This window comes from Emticicia sp. C21 (genome assembly GCF_003418935.1).
In the GTDB taxonomy this organism is placed as follows: Bacteria; Bacteroidota; Bacteroidia; order Cytophagales; family Spirosomataceae; genus Emticicia.
This window is the reverse complement of the sequence record NZ_QVMT01000002.1, coordinates 85,517-105,746: the sequence shown is the minus strand read 5'-3', so window position 1 is coordinate 105,746 and position 20,230 is coordinate 85,517. Positions and strand designations below refer to the sequence as shown.

The 20,230-nt window shown below is 34.2% G+C and carries 16 protein-coding genes and 3 pseudogenes; 8 read left to right on the top strand and 11 right to left on the bottom strand.

Features of this window, described 5'->3' with window-relative positions:
- Positions 1-3 precede the first annotated feature (3 nt).
- From D0T08_RS05410 to D0T08_RS05375, 8 genes are all read right to left on the bottom strand, one after another.
- A complete protein-coding gene (locus D0T08_RS05410) occupies positions 4-1,926 on the bottom strand; it encodes a DUF1800 family protein (RefSeq protein ID WP_116981587.1) in 1,923 nt (640 codons plus the stop codon).
- Between the two features lie 517 nt (positions 1,927-2,443).
- Positions 2,444-3,391: a hypothetical protein gene (locus D0T08_RS05405; RefSeq protein ID WP_116981586.1), complete on the bottom strand. Its 948-nt coding sequence runs from the start codon at positions 3,389-3,391 to the stop codon at positions 2,444-2,446.
- Positions 3,392-3,394: 3 nt separating this feature from the next.
- The gene (locus D0T08_RS05400; RefSeq protein WP_158561202.1) at positions 3,395-4,684 is read right to left on the bottom strand and encodes an MBOAT family protein; all 1,290 of its coding nucleotides are present in this window, start codon (positions 4,682-4,684) and stop codon (positions 3,395-3,397) included.
- 548 nt (positions 4,685-5,232) lie between these two features.
- On the bottom strand, positions 5,233-5,859 hold the full coding sequence (locus D0T08_RS05390; protein WP_158561201.1) for an IS1 family transposase: 627 nt from the start codon (positions 5,857-5,859) through the stop codon (positions 5,233-5,235).
- A gap of 123 nt (positions 5,860-5,982) precedes the next feature.
- The gene (locus D0T08_RS05385) at positions 5,983-6,678 is read right to left on the bottom strand and encodes a transposase (RefSeq protein ID WP_229238905.1); all 696 of its coding nucleotides are present in this window, start codon (positions 6,676-6,678) and stop codon (positions 5,983-5,985) included.
- A 1-nt stretch (position 6,679) separates the two neighbouring features.
- Positions 6,680-6,916, bottom strand: a complete 237-nt coding sequence (locus D0T08_RS27905; protein ID WP_229238919.1) for a hypothetical protein — start codon at positions 6,914-6,916, stop codon at positions 6,680-6,682.
- A 1,034-nt stretch (positions 6,917-7,950) separates the two neighbouring features.
- On the bottom strand, positions 7,951-8,160 hold the full coding sequence (locus D0T08_RS05380) for a hypothetical protein (protein ID WP_116981582.1): 210 nt from the start codon (positions 8,158-8,160) through the stop codon (positions 7,951-7,953).
- A 21-nt stretch (positions 8,161-8,181) separates the two neighbouring features.
- A complete protein-coding gene (locus D0T08_RS05375; RefSeq protein ID WP_116982013.1) occupies positions 8,182-9,114 on the bottom strand; it encodes an IS1595 family transposase in 933 nt (310 codons plus the stop codon).
- A gap of 1,342 nt (positions 9,115-10,456) precedes the next feature.
- Here D0T08_RS05375 and D0T08_RS28205 point away from each other — a divergent pair.
- Together D0T08_RS28205 and D0T08_RS27900 are read left to right on the top strand one after the other, a co-directional pair.
- Positions 10,457-10,657: a transposase gene (locus D0T08_RS28205; RefSeq protein WP_116981581.1), complete on the top strand. Its 201-nt coding sequence runs from the start codon at positions 10,457-10,459 to the stop codon at positions 10,655-10,657.
- A gap of 13 nt (positions 10,658-10,670) precedes the next feature.
- Positions 10,671-10,996: pseudogene (locus D0T08_RS27900) on the top strand (transposase).
- Positions 10,997-11,081: 85 nt separating this feature from the next.
- On the opposite strand, the gene D0T08_RS05355 reads toward D0T08_RS27900, so the two are convergent.
- Positions 11,082-11,390 carry a helix-turn-helix transcriptional regulator gene (locus tag D0T08_RS05355; RefSeq protein ID WP_116981578.1) on the bottom strand — a complete coding sequence of 103 codons (309 nt, stop codon included), beginning with the start codon at positions 11,388-11,390 and terminating at the stop codon, positions 11,082-11,084.
- 160 nt (positions 11,391-11,550) lie between these two features.
- On the opposite strand from D0T08_RS05355, the gene D0T08_RS05350 reads away from it, so the two are divergent.
- A complete protein-coding gene (locus tag D0T08_RS05350) occupies positions 11,551-11,973 on the top strand; it encodes a hypothetical protein (RefSeq protein WP_116981577.1) in 423 nt (140 codons plus the stop codon).
- A gap of 320 nt (positions 11,974-12,293) precedes the next feature.
- Here D0T08_RS05350 and D0T08_RS05345 read toward each other — a convergent pair whose 3' ends face one another.
- Positions 12,294-12,992 carry a transposase gene (locus D0T08_RS05345; protein ID WP_229238904.1) on the bottom strand — a complete coding sequence of 233 codons (699 nt, stop codon included), beginning with the start codon at positions 12,990-12,992 and terminating at the stop codon, positions 12,294-12,296.
- A gap of 141 nt (positions 12,993-13,133) precedes the next feature.
- On the opposite strand from D0T08_RS05345, the gene D0T08_RS05340 reads away from it, so the two are divergent.
- The 5 genes and pseudogenes from D0T08_RS05340 to D0T08_RS27425 all read left to right on the top strand — a co-directional run bounded on the left by D0T08_RS05340 (position 13,134) and on the right by D0T08_RS27425 (position 19,161).
- On the top strand, positions 13,134-13,592 hold the full coding sequence (locus tag D0T08_RS05340) for a hypothetical protein (RefSeq protein WP_147322713.1): 459 nt from the start codon (positions 13,134-13,136) through the stop codon (positions 13,590-13,592).
- Between the two features lie 227 nt (positions 13,593-13,819).
- Positions 13,820-14,296: a transposase gene (locus D0T08_RS05335; RefSeq protein ID WP_158561199.1), complete on the top strand. Its 477-nt coding sequence runs from the start codon at positions 13,820-13,822 to the stop codon at positions 14,294-14,296.
- 564 nt (positions 14,297-14,860) lie between these two features.
- Positions 14,861-15,433 (top strand): annotated as a pseudogene (locus D0T08_RS28200) (DNA/RNA non-specific endonuclease).
- A gap of 210 nt (positions 15,434-15,643) precedes the next feature.
- A complete protein-coding gene (locus tag D0T08_RS05315; RefSeq protein ID WP_116981571.1) occupies positions 15,644-18,514 on the top strand; it encodes a polysaccharide lyase family 8 super-sandwich domain-containing protein in 2,871 nt (956 codons plus the stop codon).
- A gap of 389 nt (positions 18,515-18,903) precedes the next feature.
- On the top strand, positions 18,904-19,161 hold the full coding sequence (locus D0T08_RS27425) for a hypothetical protein (protein WP_147322712.1): 258 nt from the start codon (positions 18,904-18,906) through the stop codon (positions 19,159-19,161).
- Positions 19,162-19,315: 154 nt separating this feature from the next.
- Here the strand turns inward: D0T08_RS27425 and D0T08_RS05310 are convergent.
- Positions 19,316-19,975: pseudogene (locus tag D0T08_RS05310) on the bottom strand (helix-turn-helix domain-containing protein); the annotation flags it as partial.
- Positions 19,976-20,230 lie beyond the last annotated feature (255 nt).

Below are 20,230 nucleotides of genomic sequence, written 5' to 3'. Positions count from 1 at the left end.
TTGTTACTTGTTAATAATATAATCGGGTGACGACATAATTAAATAAATGGCTATCCGTACTATTCTATTAGCCTCGCTATCATTAACAACTCCATTTGTAACCGTAAGCGGCATACCAGATAGAGCATTTCTGATAGTATTAAGGCTTTGCTGAGAAATTCTGCCATGTGCAAGAATCAGATTATATTTATCTAACAATTGTGTTAATCTGTCATTTCGGGTTAGTTGATAATCAGCCGAAAGGTCAAACTTAGCATCCTGATTCGGTTTAAAAGTCTCTCCGGGGAAGTAAGTAAGATACTCTACAGGGTCGTCATTAATAAGCCAGGAATTAAGGGCGTTCATGTAGCCTGACAATGACTGTGAGTTTAATGTCTGAAATTCAGGCCCGAATTTACCGGTACCTTTCAATGCCCCATCAGGCAAATAATCAGGTGAGAAGAAATTGAATACACTAGGCGAATACATTGGCAATTGCCCCATCTTATCATAGACTCTCTGCATTGTGTTTCGGAATACACCACCCGTGGCTGTAAGATTCAGACCTTTTACCAGATTTGTATATCTTATAAACGGTTCCTTTAAGGCTCCTGCAAACTCTGTATTGCCATTGTTGCAGCAATCTCTGGCTTCCTGATCCAACAATATTGCCCTTATTACAGCCTTCATATCTCCTCTTACATTATTCCCATTATTGTTAAAAACAGTCGCAATACGCTGAATATATGCTGGACTTGGATTTGAAGTAACCAAACGCTGAATCAACCTTCTTGAAATAAAAGGGCCTACATTCGGATGATTGAATATAATATCGAGGGCGTCTTTAATATCCAGCTCACCCTGTTCAACAGAGCGGGCAGGAATGGTGCTTCCTAAAAAAGTTTTGGCTCCGACCTCATGCCCGTTAGTAATTCTTTTGTTTGAAGCATTAGGTCTTAAATAATAGTCACTTGAGTCTATGGCATAGAATTTGAGTTTTTTTGTATAGCTCCAATTATCTTTGAGTTTATCGCCCAGATACCTGCTGTCACCCCATGACAAACCTGTAAAAACTTTTGCCAGACCACCAATATCATTATTATTATAAGTAGGAATAGATTTACCGTTAGCATCTTTTTTTTCTGTACCATCTAAATTCAACTGAAATAAACCTATTGAAAACAACTGCATCAGTTCTCTTGCATAGTTTTCATCAGGGAAAGTCTGCTTGCCATTGTAGGAATCAGTTGCGTGGTTATTCATAAACGTCAAATAAACTGCCATTGACGGATGGTAGGTAACTTTTTCAATAATATTGCGATAATTAGTGAAACTATTCTCCAGCAGCATATCATAATAGCTCGAAGAAGCATAAGGATAACCCTCATTAGCCGAAATACGTGAAGTAACAAAAATCTCACTTAAACCCAGCGCTACTCTCCACCTTAATAAGTCAGTAGCAGTCATGTATCCCTGAAACCACGAAATATCAAAATACCTGTCCGCCAAAAAAGTGTTACCTATATTCTTTGTTGGGTCAGTTCGTTTCATTGAGTCAGCAAGCCCCTGATGAAGATTTTGCATATACGGTGTAATAACGAAAGAATTTGGCATTGCCAATTGTTGATCAACCCATTTTTCAATGCCATTTGTGGCTACGTTTTCAATATCTGCGTAGGTTGTGCCTAAAGTAGCTTGGGAGAGTAATCTGGCAGCTGCATTCTTATTAGGTAAATAACCTGAACTCATAAGCGTTTGAATGCCTGTCTGATTACTGGCATTGGAAGACGAAGAAACTGTAACATTGGTAATTTTCCCCTTACCAAATGCCACATTTTGCTGTGCATTGGTAAGCATACTCAAGCCACAGAGACCTATCAATAAAATAGAAGGTATTCTCTGACGAATTCTAAAAAGCCCCTGAAACACAAACAAAGGAAAGCTCATTTTAATTAGTTATAGAAATTAAGTTAATAATTAAATTATAATAAAAAACGATTTAGCATGTAGTAGTTTATGCCAACATACAAAAAATCAAATGACTATAAGAATGATATAAAAAGGCCATAAATATCCCGATTATATTATTCTTTGCAATTTTGGTGATTTTTAAATTAGAGATTGTATTTATTATAAAAATTAGTAGTGCTTTTCGATTTTATAAATTTAATATTTAATCTGTAAATAATTAAACAGACTTGGGACGATTTGCAAGTATCAATAGGTAGTAGTATTTGTTATAAACACAAATATATTTAAAATGTTATGTTTTATTAGATAATTTTTTTTTGAATTTTATTGAATGAAAATATTGCTCTCATTTTGTAGCAAAACTTAAGGACGAAACTCTTCTGCATTGAAACACATTCGTTTAAAAGTAATGACTCCTTTAAGAATATAATAATACATTTGTCTCAGTTTTTACATATTATAGAGAAGAATAAATACCTGCTTATTAAATCTATTAGTAGATTGCTAAACTATCATTCAAAGATTTTGAAAATTTACTTGCTCCGACTCCGTTAAAATGATCTTCGTCTTTCCAGTTTTCAGGACCACTTAAACCTTTAAGATTCTTTATATTACTCATGTCTATTACTCTTACAGAATTTGATTCTTTATAAATAAAAACCTTAAGCTTATTATTATAAAAATCTTTATCATTAATGGATTCTATAAATTCCGGAGGAAAAACTATATATAGTTTTATATTATTTTCTTTACAGGTATTGATAACATTCTTCAAAGCCTTTAATTTAAGATCGTAAAAATCTTCAGGATTTATTTGGTTATTAACAGGTTTTACAAGTTTTAAAGTGTCCAGATTTCCTTCTAATGGTATAAATCCGTTATTATCTTTAATGCGATTACGTTTGAAATAATTGACTATCGAAATATAAGCTTTACTATTATATCTATAAATATCCGAGTTGCTTAAAACTTTCTCTCTCCAACCACTATGCTCTACGTATTGTCTTAAAAATAAGCTCTGTGAAAGAAATGGGTAAAGCGCATTAATTTCCTTCATTGGTTTATTTTCATTTGATTTCAGAAAGTGTTTTGAATCAAGTTGAAGTATCAGAACTTTTGGTTTACTACCAGCTTTCAATACAATTTCCATCATTACACTGGCATATATAACTCCACCTACGCCATTTATACCGGCATTATATCCTTGACCATTAAGATTAGAGATAAGCTCCGGGTCTATTTGATGTTTTGCTCGAGAAGAACCAAAGATGATAAAATCTACATTTTTTTTCTTTTCTATAAGATAATGCAAACTGCCCCCACTAAGCTCACCGGATAAAGTCTTTTTAAAAACATAATTGTAGAAAAAAAAGCCAAAAAGCTTATCAATTAAAAGTAAGATTAATATAATTGACGCTATTTTTATTAATATTAATCTCATGATTTAAAATTGAAAATAAATAAATTGTGCTCCATTAAAATTGCCATTTAAAAGAACATATATAATAAAAAATATTGTAAGGATATTTAGATATTTCTTACCGTGTTTCATTAAGTATATTTTATCAAAACTATGTTTTCGGAATAAGAAAAATTCAAATAATAATAACAACAATAAGCTAATTGTTATTGATAAAAGAATTGAGGTACTCAAAGAATTAAATTTTGCAGGGCTTAAGTCAGTAATAATCTTGTAGGCAATGTATTTGGCCTGAGACAATGTTGACGCCCGAAAAAATATCCAGGTAAAAGATATTGCCACAAATACATAACCTATTCTCAATAGTTTGACAATAATGTTTTTAGGGTTATCCATTGATATGTTCAATAGCTTTTCAAAGGATAAATAGATACCATTTAGGCCTCCCCAAATAACAAAATTCCAAGAAGCTCCATGCCACAATCCCCCGATTAACATGGTAAGCAAAAGATTTCTATAGGTTATAAGCGTTCCTTTTCTATTTCCTCCAAACGAAATATAAATATAGTCTTTTAGCCAGCTGGATAATGATATATGCCATCTTCGCCAAAATTCGGTTACGCTTTTAGAGAAATAAGGAATGGAAAAATTCTCTTTAAATTTAAACCCTAGCATTCTTGCTACTCCTATAGCCATATCGGAATAACCTGAAAAATCACAATATATCTGAATAGCGAATAAGAAAGTAGCTAATAAAAGAGTACTACCTGAATGATGAAGATAATTATTATAAACAGCGTCAACATATTGGCTGACGACATCGGCCACTGCAACTTTCTTAAATAGTCCCCAAAAAAAACGGCCGAATCCTATTGAAAAATCCGTATATGATACCTTGTTTTGATTATCTCTTAGCTGGGGCAACATATTATCTGCTCTCTCAATTGGACCAGCTACCAATTGCGGAAACATCATTACAAAGTTAGAATAGATGAGGAGGTTTCGTTCTGCTCTTATATTCCCTCTATAGACTTCAATTACATAACTTAAACTCTGGAAGACGTGAAAAGAGAGTCCTATCGGCAATATTATATCCCAATGTTTAATACTTGTAAAGCCGAGATAATTTAGGTTATCGACAAAAAAATTATAATATTTGAAGAAGAACAAAACTATACAAGTATTTACTATCCCTATGATAAGGTGTTTCTTTTTCCCTATTTTGCTCTCGCTTTCTTCAATATGAATTGCTGCATAATAATCTATAAAAATTGTTATAAACAGTATAATTACATAAGAAGGTATAAACCACATATAAAAGATGCAACTGGATATAAATAGGATTAGACCTCTGGTAATACCAAATGAAAAGTAAAAAAACAGGAATATAATAATAAAAAAAACTAAAAAATCAAGAGAGTTAAAAATCATAAAATAATTACATTTTAAGATGGTGCTTGGGCTTAGGATAATAATTAAAAAAACTTAATTATCAATTCATTGGTGCATATTTCAGCTATAATGCTTAATCATTTAGAAAATTGCAATTTTAATGATAGTGGATTTAAACAATATGTACTGCCTAATATAATTTTTATCACAAATAAAAATAAAAAAAATAGTCTTTCAAATTCTCAAAAGATTTTCTTCATGCTTAGAAACTATTTGAGTTAATTGTATAAAAAAGGTAGAGCGAAAGAAGTTGTAAATTTGATTTGTGAAGAAAAAATATACAACCGCGATTTCTATGATTCAAACAAGGGAAAAGTTATAATTTTCGTTATATTTTTGGGTTATGTTTTCAAAAGTATGATGCTTTATGATTTCTATAATGCATTGTTAATTTTATTGCTTGCCAATGATTAAAGACTTTCTTTGAGAAACTTCGGGGCCGCCCGTGCGGTAGTTCTTCGGTTTAATCTTTTACAACTGTTTCGTAATGAAGTATTTACACCCTCAATTGTTTTAGTGAATTGTTTTCCAATTAAATGTCTTTCATAAGGTAGCACCTCTTTGAATGCTTTCCAATTATCAGTACAAAACCAATCTATAGTGAGATCATTAAGACGTTTAAAAAGGTCTTTTACCTGCTTTTTACTGCGCTTACCTGCAGTAACTGCTATTATTTCATCGGTTTCAGCATCATAAGCATAAATTATCGCGCGGCGAACCGTCCATACCTTTTTTTCTTTCTTACCAACAAAGCTATGTAATTCATCTATTTGTACTTTATGATAATATTTCTTACTTGATTTAAGGTTTACTTGTGTACCAGTTTTTACGAGAGTTCTTATTACACAACCTTTGCTAACACTTAAAACTTTAGCAATGTCTGTGACTCCACTACCGTGTACTAGCATCTTGATAATCTGCCGTTTAATATTAATATCAGCACCCCAGTATAAGTATTCATGCTGGAATTGCTTTTTACAATCTGTACACTTGTAATTCTGAGCCTTGTTCTTTTTTATCCCATTCTTTTCCCACAATGGAATTGTACTTTTGCAGAGAAACAATGGGGGCAATCTAACTTTACTATTATTTGAGACATAATCGCAAAGTTCGCTCCCTTGTTTTATTTCTTCAACTCATCATACATTTGAATCTACAACCTATTTTTGATTTTTGTTTACGCAAGCAAAAACTCTTAAGATTAGCTTGTTTCTAACATTATTAATAACGAGCATTTTGTTCTTACCCTCATTGACTTTACGGTCATAGTATTCTTTAAGTTCTTTACAATATTTAATAGCCGACATGGCAGCCATGTGTAATAAAGATTCAAGCTTTTTGTTGGCAAAAGGACTGACTCTAGGCCTTCCTTTTCTTTTGCCAGAGGAACGCTCAAATGGGACGCAACCAGCATAAGAACCAAACTTTTTAGGGTCATCAATGTCTTTGAACTCATTGGTAGTGATAATGATTTCAGTAGCTGTTACTTTACTAATACCTTTTATAGAAGTAATGATTTCAAAGAGGTGTTTTAATTCAGGGTCACTTTTAATGAGCTCTTCTATTTGCATTTCAATACCCTTGATGTCTTTTTTGAGTGCATTAATAGAATCCTGAAAATCATTTCTGGTGTTTTTATGTGCCTTTTTGCCAATCAAATTCTTGGAATCTTTTAAAGGAGTCTCCAATATCTTTACAGCATTCTTGAGCCTTGAGCGAACGGCGGTCAATCGGTCAAGTTTTTGGATAATCTCTCGTTTAGGTTGCCATAGACAAGGATTTTCACGGTTCTTATAAGCATATTGAGCTATCAAAATGGAATCCAACTTATCAGTTTTACCTCTGATAGTTCCCATACTATCTTTTATCTGACGGGCATTCTCTACGGCAGCGGCCGACCGTCCATATAGAGGCTTTATGAGCTGTCAGATAATTCAACAGAATGTTGTTATAGATGCCTGTAAACCCCATACAAAACAAACAGTTCTTAAAATTACAGTCAGTTTGCTTTTTGAGTGCTTTGATAAAACTATCTATACCTGTTTTATCATTAGTAACTTCCTGATGAAAAAGAACTTTATTAGAAGTTACAATAGCAAAGTCTAATTCATTTTTTGAAACGTCAAGGCCGATGAAATAAGTTTTGGCAATGATATACTTCGCTGTACCAGCTACCGTTTAACTTTGGTAACCTTGTCAACTACGTTTTTAAGTACGGCATCGAAATCTATTTTACTTTGACCGTACTTTTTTATTAATTCTTCGTCTGACAATCCTTTCTTTTGTTTTACTGTTTTCATATCCATAGTAAATAATACTACGAAATTAACGATAATTTTTGTACGTTAGTTTGAATACGGTTATATTAGTCGTGATTTTTCACATTTTAAACAACGGATATATAAGGACGGAATAAATATTTACTATTAATATCTTCTTGTTAGGCGGATTCTTGTAACAGAAAACTTCGGAAATTTTCAATCAACACAGGAATAGCAGTAACGTAGCCCATACGGGTATGCGTAGCTATTTTGTGTTGTGGGTATCCGAAGTACCTCTGTTACGGATAGTTATGCTACCCGTTTTTTTACGTCCATAAACATTTACGTTTATGTTCTTTTATGTAATTGGTGTTATTGTAGTCGTAATATTTATCTTGCCAAATCTCATTAGTTTTTGTTTAGCTTTCGGTATGTATTTCTCATCTTTAGAGACCAAGAAAAAATGGAGAGTAATAATAATTGGTTTGATATTGTTTGGTCCTATTTGCGCTATTGTAGATCCCTGTACTTATACTCCGGAATTCCCTTACAAGTAAATATTTTAGTAATATTAAACTATTTTTACATTAAAATTTTATTTTACGTTATGACTAATTACGGATTAATAAAGCAAGCTATTCAACAAAAAAGAAGTATTGACTTTGTCTATCACGGACAAAGTAGAAAGATGAGTCCTCATGTTTTAGGAATTGGACATGATGGCCACTATTATGCTTTACTCTATTAATATTATGGCAGAATTTCACGAGATAAAACAAAAAACTGGAGATGTATTCCTATTAGTGGAATTACTAATTTGATATTAAATGATGATGGCTTTCGTGGTATGTATGACCATTCAATACCTCAAAGTTGTATCGTTTCCTCTGATGTTGTTGTTTGGTATTGACGAGCATTGTTGTAGTGTTGAAGTTGTTGTAAGACTATTTTTGATTCTAAGGTGTCTCCCCATGACATTACTATTGCCATAAGTCCAATATCAGCGCCTAATTTTGAAAATGCCGTACCTAATTCATCTACTATTTGATGATGTATTTCTGAAAATTTCTCTTCCATTGCTTTACAAATAAAAAGCCACTAATCAAGCGGCTCTGGTGAAACATTTTTCTTTATTAAGTCTTTATACATTAACCGTTTATTTTCGGTATTCTTTAACGAGAAGTCAAACCGTTCATTGCTGTCAATCTTACGTGAATTAAACCTGTATGCGAATTCATCGCAATAACGGTGCAAATGCTTAGGGCTTACCTGATGGTAAATTCCATAAATACCACGTTTTAATAACCCCCAGAAGTTTTCTATACTATTGGTATGGAAGTTATCCTTTACGTATTCACTTCTGCCATGATTGACAACGATATGCGCATACTCACTAGCTAACCCTTTATACGCAGTCCATTCATCGGTAACCAATATCGAACCACTTTTAACTAAGTCGGTAATTATCGGTTTAATGGTGCGTGCTTTAGTATCTAGAATTACCTGCGTTTTAACTTTCCCGCTTGTTTCCATAATACCCAAAATAGGAACTTTATCTTTCGTACTTCTGCCTTGTGAATCTAATACTTTCTTATTAGCGTGTCTATTCTTATTCTCGCCGCCAATGTACGTTTCATCTGCCTGTACAACGCCCTCAAATTGTACACCCGAATAAATGCCGAAAACGTATCGCATACGACTTAACATGAACCATGCGGACTTTTGCGTAATACCTAAGTCGTTAGCAAGTTGATGGGAAGATATGCCTTTCTTATGTGATGAAAAGATGTACAAGGCGATGAACCATTTACGTAATGGAATATGTGAACCTTCAAACATGGTGCCGATTGTTACCATAAATCTTTCACGGCATGAACGGCATTTATACAAACCTTTAAACTCACCCTTAACTTTTAATTGGTATGAGTTTTCGTCAATAACGGCGCAATGAGGACAAGTTGGCTTACTATTCCATCGTATTAATTCAAGGTATTTACGGCATGATTCATCGTCAGGTAATTGCGTCAACATTTCCGCAAATGACGTAAAGGAAGCGGGTATATCGTTATTGTTCATTGTCGTATTAAGTTTACTTTCAATATATAACGAATAATAATTACATATACAAGGGGATTTTACGTATTTTTGGTACAGCGAAGTATATCATTGCCTAAATTTATACAGTTTACATAATAGCAAAAATATAAAGTCACCTAAAAGGTGACTCATATTCAATTACTAACTACTTAGTTGATTTAACCAAGTTCGCTGTAAATATAGAAATAAATGCTAAAATTAAAATGTGAGATAACAGTTGTAAATTAACCGGTTGTTTTCACAGAGATTTATTCATAATAATACTTGCCACGCTTCAACGTAGCATAGGACACACGGGAAGGTTTTCCCTTTTATTAAAATTCCTGAATTTAACATTTAATCAATTAGGATAGAATTTACTATTATTTAATTAGAATTGTAAATGATTTAGGATTTTGACAGTATTACTCTCATACCACCTCTTAAGAGATTTTGGTTTTCTTCAAAATATAAAATATCCTTGGCATCCTGGCTTAAGTTTTCAGATATTCAACCTTCATGTTTTGAACATATACAAGATTTTCATTACGGACTATCTCCCCGATAATAATTATTTCAATATTTTCTTACTGGCTGATGCAGGTTAGGAATCCAGCTAGATTACTTATGTGACTGTTTATAAGTAAATTGGCTTCTCTATTAAATGTTATTATATCATTGCTTCCCGTTAAAAGTAGGGGTTTGACATTGTTTATCAGGGTTATCACCTCATTTTCGTTTATGATTAAATAATGCTTAATTTATTTTTATTCGGCAAAAATAGAAAAAGCCACTCAAAGAATGGCTCTTTACTTAAATCATTGTCTTTTTGCAAAATCGAATATAGGGAATCTGGAAGTACTTGTCAAGTAATTTTATTTGGTGGTTATAAAATAACGTGAGGTCGGGAAAATATTAAAAAGTCAAAAGGGCGAAAAAATGAGATATTTGTGGTATTCGACTCCATAAATCTCAATTTCAAGCCCCATGACAGAGCTAAACTACAAAAAAAGTTAATTGAAATATTTATTTCATGCGATGATTTTGATAAAATGCATGAAAAATGGTCTTAAAGTCATAGAATTGTTAACCAAACCTTAACTAGGAAACCAGAACTAAGTGATAGTGAAATCCTGACAATCTTGATTCTCTATCATTGGTCAGGGTTAAAAAAGTTTCACCGCGGCGGCAAACCGCTATCATAATCAGTACCTAGTACAAAAGGAATTTATAATCTATTTTCCAAAATTACCTAATTATCATTAGTTTGTAGAACTCATAGGACGTCAAACTATATATGTTTGTCAAAGTTCTGACTTTACTAAGTAAACAAACAGGTAGTTACTTTATTGATTGCAAAAAACTGCCCGTTTGCGATAATCGGAGGATTCATTCTAATAAAGTATTTACTGGGTTTGCCAGAAAAGGAAAATCCTCAACAGGATGGTTTTATGGGTTGAAAATCCATCGCTCCGGTGATCAGGCTAGTTATCAATGAATTAGGCAAACTTATGAACTTTATGCTACCTCCGGCCAATGTGATGGATAACAGTGAAGAGGTTCTTAAAAAGATGCTTCAGGGGTTAAAAGGCAAATGTTATAGTGATAAAGCCTATCTTTCTAAACTCTTTTCCTATTTCTATCAACAAGGATTACATCTGGTTAATAAAATTAGAGAAAATATGAAAAATCAACTTAATCCGCTTAAGGATAAGATTATTTAAAAAAGAGAGCATTGATTGAATCCGTTAATGATATTCTTATGACAGTACTTGACATTGACCATACCAGACATCGTAGTCCAATCAATGCTATTACTCATATTTTGGAGCTTTAGCTGCTTATTGCTTTTATTAAAAGATAATCCCGAACTCACGTTAACCTATGCCCCTATTGGCGTAAAAAATGAGGATAAGTTGGCATTAACAACCCTGACTAAAACTTGGCATACCTCCTAATTTTTTAGCAATAAATTCTACTGCTTGAAAATATTTCAGTTTGTAATCTTCTGTTTCGTTGTGGTTAATTTTTGTTTCAGCTATTAGCTGCCATAAAGGTATATTTATAAAATCGGCTATCTGGTCTAAAGTATCTAAACTTACAGACTTTTGTTTCCACATTTTTGAATATCCTTGCCTTGTCATTCCAATCTCTTGAGCAAGCTTACTTTCTGTTATGTCCATTATTGCCAAATGAGATTTAATTTTTGCTCTTAGTTTTTCGTAATTCATGTAAAATTTTGTTAAAAAATAAACAAAAGTTTGTTTTTTGTAAACTTATGTTTACCTTTGTTAAGAAGTTTATCTTTAGGTAAAGTGAAATAACATAAAAAGTTTATTAACTCAATCAAAATGATACTTTTTTTCACTATTAATACTGTCTAACAAATCTATGGAATATGTTGCACCAATTCTTAAAAACCCAATTGATCTAGAGAATGAAGTTTCTTCCGGTTATCAGACTGTTGACATGAAAAGTCTAAGTATTACTTTTAGACTTCCAGTTAAGCAAATGCATAATGACGAAGAAATACTTAACAAAGTTTTTATACCTGCAATTAATGCTATTCTGTTAATTCATAGTGTTAGTATTACTTCCTTCAAATATACAATTCATCAAGAAAAGGAAAACTTAATTTGCAAAGCGATTTTTTTTGGTGCAGTAGATATAGCAGCAGTTGAAAAAGAATGGAATAATAAATTATATATGCATGGATACACAAAGGCTGCAATTGAACTTGACTTTTACTTATCAAGAATTGGTTTATCAAGATTGTCTTTTTATCCTGCTTCTACTTTCATCGCTGAATATTAACTATATCACTTACGATAAATGATATATTTTAAAATTAACAAAAAAGGATTATTTCAAGGTGAGTAATAAAAGAAATAACCATGCGTCAATTAGAAGTCTATTCAATTTTAAAGATAAGTTCAAAGACTTGGATTTTAACGATTTTTTAATTGAGGCTGTTTAAACTTTTATTTTTTTATTGATTTTTCTTAGGAAAATAACCAGGAATGCCATGAAATGGAGTGACATCCAGTTTTTAACCGCGAACTCAAACCTAACTAATAAAGCTTTAAAACCATCCATCCAAGAATTAGCATGTTCAATCACACACCTATCTTTAACTAGGCGTCCCCATATAATTCCTCATCAAAAATATGCGTTCCTGTTTTATAAGATTGAGTTTCCTTAGAAGATTCATTTCTTGGGTTCAGCTTTACGTTGGGTATAATGTTCTCTTTTTCACAAGACTGCCGAAAACCCTCAGAATCGAATCCAAGGTCAGCATTGAGAAAAAGCCCATTTAAAGAAATATTTGCTTTTTTTAGCATCACACATATTTCATCAAATAAAACTTGAATCTGAAATAAGTCATGATGGTCACCCTTTTGAGGAGTGGACATCCCAAGCATAATTCCCTGATTATCACATAGGAACAATGCATTAGTAGTCTTGCAAGCTTTGCGCCCTTGGTATCCAACAGCATCTCCACCATTCTTGGTGGGTGTATGCGAACCATCAAATTCAACACTTGACAAATCCAGATATTTCAGGTTTGATTTTAACAAACTAATCCATATTTTTTGCCAAAAACCACCTTTTGACCACTTATTAAAATAATAATACACCGCTTGCCAGCTTAATATCTTACCTGTAAAAAATTCTTTCGTTGGTAATTCCCGCCATTGACATCCTGTCTTTAAACGATGAAAAATGCCTTCTACTATTTCTGCTAAAGGAGCTGTGGTTTCAAAACCTCGTTCTTCTATTGGCAGATGTGGTAAAACCCACTTTTCTATTGTACTTTTGTTAAGTATTCCCATTAGGTGTTTTATCTTGTGATTCGCACCTCAAAATTAAACCCTATTTGGGAATACTCTTGTTTAGTTTAAACAGCCTCATTATATCAATTTTTTAAGACAAGACAAAAATAGAGAATAAATAGATATCAAAATAGAAAAGCAATGAACAAATTACCAAAATCATGGGCTGTTTTATATGATGGTTCACAAGAATTTGAAACAAGCGTCTTACCATATCTGAATAGCATGAGAAAAGTTCCAGTAAAAGATTTGAACGTGGGCTTTTATTACGGAATAGATCAACGCAATGTTTCAAGGAGTGTTAAGAGCAAGAAAAATTTTGACCAAATCCTATCTATTAACGAGTTTATTGAACTCAGTAGGGAGGAGGAGGTAGATATGACTCTGTTTACATTAATTGAATTTTTCCAAAAATTCGATTCAATAAATGTTACAAAATTTGCAGCATTCGCGAGTCTAAATAAAACTCTTATGAGTCAATATTCAAATGGCATAATTATTCCATCTTATAAGCAACGCAAAAAGATAGAAGACGCTATAAGAAGATTTGGTAAAGAATTAGCAAAAGTAAAATTAGTTAATGAAACTACTATCCTATAAATACAAGAACTAAACAATTATGGATTAAGACTCTATGAAGTATGAGTACATACAAAATTTTGTCGAATTTCCAGAGATATCTGCTATTTACAATAAGGCCGCTACTGTGCAGGGCCGTCCTGATAGATATAGAGTTTGTCTAACATTATGATAGGTAATTAAATAAGATGCCCATCGAGCAGTATTTTTGTTTTGCTAACCAAAATATCTGCTAACCGATGAGCATCTTGAACAAAATTAAGATTAAAAAATATACTTTGCCCTATTTGAGTGAAGCTAAAAGTGGAACTCGTCTTTCAGAAGATAAAAGAACTGAAATTGTTATGGCAATCTTTCATAGGTTAAAGACCGGATGTCAATGGAGAGAAATTCCCATTGAACGCTATTTTAAGGAAAATTATAGTTACAAGTCTGTGTTTTATCATTTTAGCAAGTGGTGTAAAGATGGTTCTTGGGGAACAATGTGGACAGAGTTGTTACGAACATATAGACATTGCTTAGAATTATCAAATATCCAAATAGATGGGCCACATATCAGAGCAAATAGAGGTAGAGAGCGGGTTGGATTTCAATTAAGAAAAGTAGATGAGAGTACCAATTTTTTGTATTTATGTGACAACCAAGGAATTTTACTAGCTATATCAGAGTCAATTGTGGTCAACATAATGATTTATCTCAAATGCAACAGCATTTTGGAGAATTGATACGCTGGCTAAAAAAGCAGATATTGCTATTGAAGACTTGTTTTTAAATACTGATGCTGGATTTGACAGTAAAAAATTTAGAGAAATATGTCATAGCTATCAGATTTAGCCCAATATCGCTTTTAATACAAGAAATGCAGCTAATATTGATAGGCGTGAATACTTCGATGATCTCTTATATCAAAATCGATTTGTAATTGAGCGCGCTTTTGCTTGGTTGGATGCTCTGAAGGCATTATTAATCAGATATGAAATGCAGCGTCGAACCGCCTAAAGCTTTAAATTGGCTTTGTTTAAATATCATTGGCATGGCTGTTTGTTTCGTCAGAAAAATATATCGCGAATTAAAATGTTAGACAATTCAATATCTATACTCTCATGTAAGAAAGAAAATATACAGTTCCAATTGTTGACCCAAACTAGAGCCGTGACAATAATTTGGCAATGGGTAACCCGTCCAATGCAAAAACAGAAGAAAATAATTATCTAATAAACAAATCTCAGTACTCCCTTTCATATAATCGTTTAAAGGGTACTGCAAACTGGATAAGCTGGCATTTATAAATGCCATGGAAAGGAACTGCTGAAAGAAAATATAACTTTCGTCCTAATGAAAATTTGCCTATTGGTTGGTATCAAGTAAAAACGAGTGATTATACAAATTCAGGTTTTGAGAGGGGGCGCCTTTGCCCAAGCAATGACCGTAATAGCTCATAAGAAGACAATGATGCTATATTCTTTATGACAAATATTATACCGCACAGCCCTAATAATAATCGTGGTATTTGGGCAGAACTTGAAGAATATTGTAGAAAAATTGCCAATGCTGGCAATGAATTATATATAGGTGTAGGTGTGCTTGGCTCTGGTGGTTAAGGGAGTAATGGAGGAACAACTAAAACACAGGATAATAAAGTGACAATTCTAGAATCTCTGTGGAAAGTGATTGTAATTTCGCCAATTAGTATTGATAATGTAAACCTAATTAATTCAACAACTCAAACCATTCCAAACAAGCAGTCAATTACAAACCGATGGGAAGATTATCGTTTAAGTATTGACGAACTTGAAGATATGACAGGGAACAATTTTCTATCAAGCGTTCCACAGCAAATTCAGAATATTATCGAGAAATAGAGAGAGGCATGACGATTATTTCAACTTATATCTACATCCAATCGCAACTTTAGCAAGTTTATTTTGTTTATTCAAATGGATGGATAAGTGGATCAGAAAACGGATTGGAGTGTATAAAGAGGAATATATTGTTACTGCGCTTGTACCGCATGCTATGGGTCTGTTTAGTGCTGTTGAAATATCGAAAAAACTTCAAAATAAAATTATTATATGCGATCATTTCTGTTTTTAATAACGCTAGTTATATTCAGTATAGCAGGCTTTGCTCAGCAACTGTATTATGACTTCAATTCGGCAGTACCCGCTAATTTTTCAACAACTGGCGTTCCGCTCAGTTTAAGTAATGAACATGTCAAGGATGGAGATAATGGTTTGAAATGGACAGCAAAGGCGGGTACTGTTTTAACGGCGAACAATCTCGGAATATCGAAAGCTGAGATTGGTAACCGGAAGGCAAGTTCTGCACGTCTTTTTATTTATAGTAAGCGTGTCACAGGTGATACATTAATTTTTCGATTTTATGACAAAGCCGGGGTTAAGCAGCGGGAAGGGCATATGCTGGTAAACTACAAGGGCTGGCGCGACTATCACCGTAGTTATTTCTTCGATTATAATAACCCAACTTGGTTACCCCTGTTTGAGTTGGATAGAATGGAAATTGTTTACAAACCGGTTAATCCCGCCAGTACTACGACATTATATCTTGACGCATTCAGAATTATAGGAGATGCAGAACAACGTGTGTTGGGCTTACATATGAAGCTAGATAAGAACCAATTTGACAGGAACGCAACGGGGATATTGGATGATTATTTAAATACTCCTGATATAGGCATTACCGCTGCATCTGAAACCGAGCTGCGGGATGCACTGAAGGTAAGAGCGTTCTATCCTTTTAATATTCCATCAGTAAGTTCTTCAGATCTGGCGAATGCCAAGAAATATGTAAATGCATGTAATATCCGACGCAATGCAGACAAATCCATCACCGGAAGAGGTTTGTTTAGTTTAAATAATGAAGACACCTTGGTTCAGGTATCTAACTATTGTGCGTACCTGGCACAGGCCGCAATTAAGTCTTCCGATACGGATGCCAAAAACAAACTAATAGCTTTTACTGAATATTTAGTAGACCAAGGTTTGGCAGAAGGCGCTCCCTTTTTACTAGAATTGGGGCATTATCGCAACATTATCAGTTTTACCACAGGTTTTTTAATGGGTATGTCGCTTTATCCAGAGGATCTCAAGAGTGAAGTAATTAAGATGCTGAAATGGCATGTTGGCTACAATATTATATATAAAACACATGGCATCGACTCCGATACGGATTTCATGCATTTGAGGTCAGGTTTTCTGTTCCAGCTGGCAGCATTGTCTCCTTCGCCAGATATCTATGTGAGAGATCTGAAAGCTCTTTCACGTTACTTGAGAAAATTTGCGAATTTTACAGAAGGCTCTGCAGATGGGTTTAAGTTAGACGGCTGTGCTTTTCATCACGGGGTTCACTATTTGGGTTATATGTATATGACAAAGGCATATATTGACAGAATCTACTCTCTAAAAGGAACAGTTTATAAATTAAATTTAGATGCGTATAAGAATCTTGTCAGGTTTATTAAGGCATCTTTCTTGCAATCATCTGAGGGCATGGTATTGTCTAATGCTGAGTCAGGAAGGAACCCCTTTCAAAGATTGACGATTTCGGCCGAGGACCTTGAAAAACTGATAGAGATCGGCGGTGATATTAAAAAGCAAACGTATGATCCTGAGCTGGCGGAGCTTTACAATTATATTTTTAATGTTAAAAAATATCCGGTTGCAAAAGCACCATTGGATGGTTACTATCAATTCAACTACGGGCAATTGGGGGTGCACCGCAAGGATAACTGGGTTGCGGTGATGCATGGTTTTACAAATAGGTTATTCGGAGCAGAGATTTACCCTACCCAGAACAGATATGGCCGTTACCAGAGTTATGGATCATTGGATGTGTTATATCGCGGTGATACTACTGCGTGTGGTTATCCCAAATTTTTTGGAAGCTGGGATTGGAACATGCCGTCCGGAACCACTACAGTTCATCTTCCCTTTACCGAACTGCAAGCTAAGCAAGCAAGGGCTGACGAGTACAATAAATCCAGCTTTGCAGGGGCGCTGGCACTTGGTAAAAATGGCATTTTTGCCATTGACTTTATCGAAAATGCAGGAAATAAATATACTCCGAATCATGTTAAATTCCATAAGTCGGTATTTTCGTTTGATGGTATGCTGGTGTGTTTAGGTAGCGGTATTAGTTCCTCGAATAAAACCTCCACTACAGCCACCAATATATTTCAGGCTGTTTCTGCCTCCGACAATTCAGCCATTTATGTAAACTCACAAAGCGCTATTTCCGATGCCGATTATAGTCAAAGAATTTCTACTGCAAATGGGTATGCATGGTTAGTTAACGGTCAAACCACAGGTTATTTTGTTCCGAAAGGTCAAGGCGACATAGTGGTTGAAAGAGGGACGCAGAAAATCCCCTTACATTCAAGCTTGGATGGGTTGCAGACAACTACTACTAAGTTTAGTAAGGCATATATTGATCATGGAAAATCTCCTGTTAATGCTCATTACCAATTCATAATAGTACCGGCCACCACAGCCAAAAAAATTAAGGCGCTTGCCGCGGGCATTGCAAGCGGAAAAGTTTTTAAAATATTAAGCCAAACCGATACGCTGCATGCAGTAAGGAGCTTGCCGGAGAAAATTACATCCTATGTATTTTTTCATGAAAAGAAAAATGTGAACATAGGTTATATAAAAAGTATATCGGGCGAAGCGCTGGTGGGGATTAAAGAAAGCGGTGACAGAATTGTTGTGACGATTAATAACCCTGACCTGAACACAATTGATAATAAAACTTCAAAATGGCTTTCGGCACCGTATAAGATAGACCTCCAATTGGCCGGTAATTGGGCTATAGTTGGCAAGGCTGGTAATGTAACGATTAACAAAAAGAACCATACTTTGATTGCCAGTTTTATTTTAAAAGATGGGTTGTCAGAAACAATTACATTGGTAAAAGAAAAACATTAGAAGTGAAGAACATCCTTCTGAGATATTCCCAATTGTTGATGATGGTATTTCTTTTCATGGATTGTTTCGACCAATCACCTGAACGGGACCTTGCATATTCAAACTATCAGCGGTATTTCAGGCCGGTTCAGGGTACTGTTGATAAAAAGAAGGAAAAGGCCCTTCTAAGTACAGAGAGTATTACGTAAAAAATATCTATCGCAGTTATGACCTGGCCCGATACAAATTAGACGGCAACATATACCTGCAAATGCTAAGTGACGACGGCAGTTTTATGGATCTGGCTGAGCAGAAAAAAAGGACCCGGCTATTATTGGGGAAGCCTATTGCCGTTTTGGAAAGATAGCGGAGGCTTACCATGGTAAGATCGAGGAACAGTAGACCCCAGTTTGGGAAATACTATTCTTTATTATGGAAACAGGGAGATTGCCAGGGCAATTGATACCCGGAGATTTCTTATTTCCTGTTTTACTGCGCCTGACGCCGCCTTAAATCTTTATTTCAGCATGTTGAGATGGGATGCCGAGGAGGGAAAAATGCAAGGCATATTGCTTTCTGATGCGTGTGGTATGCTGAAGATAGTGGCACTGCAAGGCTGGACAAGCCGTTTCGCAATGATTCCACAGATAACAATGTGGTGCATGTAGCGCGTTTTCGCAAATACGTTTGGTGGGTAAGTGGCAATTAAGGGACAATTAAAAGTCTTGCTTCTGGAAATATAACCGTTCTCTCTCTATTTGGAAGGCGATTCTAATACTACCTCAGGAAATAATGACATAAGTAGAGTCAATAAATCAACCCGAATAATCGCCGTACTTTGTCATTTAGCATATCAGCTGATACTAAAGCATTCTTACGGTCGTAGAGTTTGGCGAAAGCTACCTTTGTATAAGTATCAATAAAGGTTTGCTGATAAATGTGGCCTACGCTTTTGGTATTACCTACATAATAAGTGTCTTGGGCGCCTAAATAACCTGGATGATGTGTTTCTATTTCTCCTTGTGCTTGCTTCTCAGCTTTAGCTCTTTCTAAGGCAGTTATTTGCTCATCAGTAAGTATTATGCCTTACTGATTAACCTTAGCTTCTAGAGCTTTCAACTGCTTCTTAAAAGTGGCTAAATCATGTCTCAACCAGATTGAGCGTACACCTCCAGGTGAAACAACAATTCCTTGTTTCTTTAATTCATTTGATACTCTTAGTTGCCCATAAGCTTGTAAATCTATAGCCATCTTTACAACAGCTTCTTCTATTAAAGTATCTACCCGATTTTTCTCTATGGGCTTTCTACGACTAATTTCTTGAAGTGCTAATTCACCACCCTGTTCATATAGTTCTTTAAAACGATAGAAGCTATCACGACTATAGCCCATTACTTTACAAGCTTTTGAAACATTGCCTAAGACATTGGCAAGTTCTAAAACTCCTAACTTGTTCTTAATGATTTTTGCCTGTGTTGTCATTGATTTAATCTTTAATTTAAATTACTAATAAATTCGTAACTGTCAGATTAAATCGTGACTATTTCAAATTTTTAAACATAGTCTAATGGATTTTTTTTTGCAAATAAAAATACAAAAAATAGTCGTTCAAATTCTTAATAGATCTTCTTCATGCTTAACCATTGATATCATATTCTAAACAATAGGACTGGAATCTAAACTTAGTATTTTTTAACTGTCTTTTCCCAATGCATTCACATCTAATGGAGTGGTTCT